Annotated in this window: 7 protein-coding genes; 1 reads left to right on the forward strand and 6 read right to left on the reverse strand. The window is 26.7% G+C overall.

Annotation, left to right across the window (positions count from 1 at the left end; genetic code table 11):
* Nucleotides 1–497 precede the first annotated feature (497 nt).
* The gene (locus NSA50_RS19455) at nucleotides 498–692 is read left to right on the forward strand and encodes a hypothetical protein (RefSeq protein ID WP_257448134.1); all 195 of its coding nucleotides are present in this window, start codon (nucleotides 498–500) and stop codon (nucleotides 690–692) included.
* On the opposite strand, the gene NSA50_RS19460 is transcribed toward NSA50_RS19455, so the two are convergent.
* From NSA50_RS19460 to NSA50_RS19485, 6 genes are all read right to left on the reverse strand, one after another.
* The gene (locus NSA50_RS19460) at nucleotides 670–1,578 is read right to left on the reverse strand and encodes a DUF6414 family protein (RefSeq protein WP_257448137.1); all 909 of its coding nucleotides are present in this window, start codon (nucleotides 1,576–1,578) and stop codon (nucleotides 670–672) included. The genes NSA50_RS19455 and NSA50_RS19460 overlap by 23 nt on opposite strands.
* Before the next feature lie 219 nt (nucleotides 1,579–1,797).
* On the reverse strand, nucleotides 1,798–1,983 hold the full coding sequence (locus NSA50_RS19465; RefSeq protein ID WP_257448140.1) for a hypothetical protein: 186 nt from the start codon (nucleotides 1,981–1,983) through the stop codon (nucleotides 1,798–1,800).
* A 195-nt stretch (nucleotides 1,984–2,178) separates the two neighbouring features.
* Nucleotides 2,179–2,310, reverse strand: coding sequence for a hypothetical protein (locus NSA50_RS19470; RefSeq protein WP_257448143.1), 132 nt, complete (start codon nucleotides 2,308–2,310; stop codon nucleotides 2,179–2,181).
* A gap of 200 nt (nucleotides 2,311–2,510) precedes the next feature.
* Nucleotides 2,511–3,158: an N-acetylmuramoyl-L-alanine amidase gene (locus NSA50_RS19475; RefSeq protein ID WP_257448147.1), complete on the reverse strand. Its 648-nt coding sequence runs from the start codon at nucleotides 3,156–3,158 to the stop codon at nucleotides 2,511–2,513.
* A 77-nt stretch (nucleotides 3,159–3,235) separates the two neighbouring features.
* Entirely contained in the window at nucleotides 3,236–3,481 is a 246-nt protein-coding gene (locus NSA50_RS19480) for a phage holin family protein (protein ID WP_257448150.1), read from the reverse strand.
* A 1-nt stretch (nucleotide 3,482) separates the two neighbouring features.
* Complete coding sequence (locus tag NSA50_RS19485) at nucleotides 3,483–3,722, reverse strand: hypothetical protein (RefSeq protein ID WP_257448153.1); 240 nt, start codon at nucleotides 3,720–3,722, stop codon at nucleotides 3,483–3,485.
* Nucleotides 3,723–3,814 lie beyond the last annotated feature (92 nt).

Genomic DNA, 3,814 nt, shown 5'->3' on the forward strand with positions numbered 1-3,814 from the left:
TTATATCTATATACGAAAATAGCACCTAGTTTATACTAAGTGCTATTCTCTAACTAATCAAGTTAATTTAAAGAACATTTTAATTATATCTACTTTTATTCAACTTTTAAATACCTTTTTACGTATCTTTCTTATCTTCTCACGAATTAATTAATATCCTTAACATTAATTGACTTTTTGAATAAATTATATATATATATATAATATTCTCGCTTTAAGATAATACTATTATCGCTAGAATGTATTACTATATTTTTTATCATTTTCTTCCTAATCGGTAGCATTCATAATTTGTATGTTACCGATTTTCGTTTTATTATTTATAAATAAAGAGCACCCATACTAATAGTAAAGGTGGTTTTTATAATATTAATTCCTTATAATTTAAGCACCTAGATTGCTCTGGGTGCTTTTTATATGTTATTCTGTATATTGTAAATATCCGCTCTCTATAATATAATTATAGTATAAAATTCTTATGTTATCGAGGTGATACTATGTTTAAAAGACTTAAAGCTTTATATTCTAAGCAACTTACCAAAATCGAAAACTTTGATGATGATACTGCTAAAAAGAAAGCATATATAAACGAGCGTAATATTGAGTTTTCAAATAACCTACATGAAAAAATTAACTCTTCTCAAGATAGAATAAATAGCATAAGAAAGTCTATTCAAAATACAAAGCTATAGGCTCTATAATTTTAGAATTTTTATTTATGCCTAAAATATCTGTATATGTAGTTTCAAGTACAGTATCTAATGATGAATATATCTCATCAAATGATGAGTATCCAGTATTAAAAGTATCTTCAATGCATTTTTCTCTTTTTACTGCCTCTTCTATTGTACTTGTGAATCTTCCTAATATTTTAATTTTTCCTGAATAATTGAATCTTATTTTTTGGGTTGATTCCCTTAAAAATTTATCATTTAACGGTATTATATATCCGTCACATAGTAGGAATTTTGAGAACGGCATAATATTCCTTGCAATATAAAAAATCCTTTTAGTTTCTCTTTGTTCTTTAATAATAGCCTTTCTTTTTTCTTCTTTCATTTTATTGGATAATTTAATCGTATCTACATTCCCATTAGCTGTTTTTTCTTTTTCATATTCTTTAATTCCATTATCACCCATGAATTCAATAAACTCATCTGTATAAATATTAATTATATAATCTAAATCTCTAATAGTGTACTTTTCAGCTACTTCCACATAGTCTCCTATTTCACATTCTTTAATATCTCTTAACCTAAATTCTTTATTTAAGTATTTTCTTAGTTGTTCAAATGCATTATCGTGTAGTACTTTTTCTATTAACTCTCTCCCTGATTCTATTTGAGATAAAGTATTAGTTGTGTTTATTACATCCTTATCCTCTGAAAACTTCATATTAAATACACCTTTAAACCCAAGTTCTGATGAAAATCTTGATTTACCTGGAAGACTGCTTTCCTCCTTTGAGCTTGCTATTTCATCGGCTGCCTCATTAACTGTATTTTTGATTAATCCATCATTTATTTGTGATAAATATGAATTTAATACATCTGTGTCTAAATAAATAAAATGTTTCATTATAACTCCTCCTATTCTCTTTATATTCCATCAAATATATGCTATAATAGAAGTAAGTTTATTAGAATATATTTGATGTTTGAACTCGTGTTGATTTGCTGTCATATTATGAGTTCTTTTTCATTTATTCTACAATATTTTTGGTAAGTTTGTCCATTATTTATACGAACAAAACGGCGAGTAAGTAATACTTTTCCTACCTACTAGCCTTTAAACATACTATAATTGTTTTCTTCTTTCTGCAATTAATTGTTCTAGCTCTTCTAAATCTTCTAATGTTGCTTTATTTCTTATAAAACTCCTTGCACTACTTCTACTTCTCAAATAGTTCATGTGCTCTTTATTACTTTCATTCCATTTTTTATTTGCTCTTTCCCTAGCTTCACTAATTTTTTTCTCTGCCATTAAAAGCCTCCTGTTATATAAATTGTACTATTAAATTTATTATGCTTGTTATTAATGCTATAACTGATAATATAAGTGTTATCTTTAATAGTTTATCATTTCCTATTTTCAATTTAACCCCTCCTATGATATTATTCTATTAGGAAGAAAAAACAGCGATTCTTTTTTTCGGAGGGATTAACTCCCCCCTTTTGATTAGTTCAAAATCTCTTTTACTATTTGAATTAGGTTATTTAGTATTAAGAGACTTGTATTTATGATAGTTAGTATTATTGCCAGTTTTCCTAACTTATCATCTTGTTGTTTTTTCTTCCTTTTGTGTTTCATCAACTCACCTCCTTACAATTATATTGTACTACATGTAGTGCATAAAGTTAACACTTTTTTGCTGTTTTTTGTTAAATTTTCTATATTTTTATAAATAAAAAACCTAGTAAATAAGGTTATTATTCCTTACTTACTAGGCTTAATACTAAACTAACTTAGCTGCATTCTTAAATGTTACATATCTATTTGTATCTTCTGATTTACCACCTTTGTGCTACCAGTACAGCACTAAATAAATCTGCGTCTCCATAATAAGTTACTATTTTTTTCATATCGAATTTTCTCTCCTCTACTACATTATTATTTGTGTTTATTTTTTTATTTGATATAGCTTCTGCTATTGTTTGACCTATTTTGTCCTGTCCTAATTTCTTATATAAAGCTACGTCTTCTGTAGCTTCTACAAAACATACCTCTACAATCACACTAGGCATTGTTGTAGATTTTAACTCATATAACCCTGTAGATGTTTTTACGCCTCTATTTTTAAAACCCAAGCTACCAAGAGTATTTACTATCCTTTGAGCATACTCTTCATCATTATAATTATCTGTAGTTGAATATACCCATGCTTCTGTTCCTATTGCTCCATTATAGCTAGAATAAGCTTTATTAAAATGTATAGATATAAATAAGTCTGCTCCCCAATTGTTAGCTTTATTTACTCCATATATTAGATCACTATCTCTATCCATATTGCCTGGAGTTACATCTAAAACAGTATGTCCTAATTGTCTTAAATATTTAATGACACTATCTTTTACTTTTCTATCTTCTACTACCTCATTTATAAGACCCTCACATCCAGTTGCTAAATAATTATGTCCTCCTCTAACTGCAATCTTCATATTATCATTCCTTCTTTCATAAATTAAATTTTGAATGAAATAAAAAGAAGCAAGATTACTCCTGCTCCTTCTCTATTTTACTTATTTGCTTGTTTAATTAATTGGTTTGCATATACTGTTACACCAGTTACTAATATACCTTGTATTATTGAATTAATATTAAATCCTAATAAGGCTATTGCTCCTATAATACCAAATACTAATAATATTACTGGTATATATTTATCTAATACCTTTTCTGTTCCTTTTATTATTAATCCTATTACATATAATGCTGGTATTAATATTAAGGCATTTTCAATTATATATTCTAAAATTTCCATATTAATTTTCTCCTTTTTCTCTTAAAACTTTATCTAGTTTATTATCCATATGGTCAACTTTCTTTACTAAGTTCTCTGTTAAAACTCTATTACTTGTACTTAGTTCCTCATTTGTTTTTGTAACTCTATCTAGGTTTGTTTCTATCCTTGGCCATATCTTTTTATACATAAACCATATTAATAAAATACACATAGCCACTGGAAAAACAAAAATATTAAACAACTCTGTTACTTCATGCATAAATTACCTCCTCCATTTAAATTTAAATACAAAAAAAGAGACTAGATTTCTCTAATCTCCATTTGACATAATACTTGTCTTTAATGTATTAT

Source organism: Clostridium mucosae, assembly GCF_024622765.1.
Lineage (GTDB): Bacteria > Bacillota > Clostridia > Clostridiales > Clostridiaceae > Clostridium.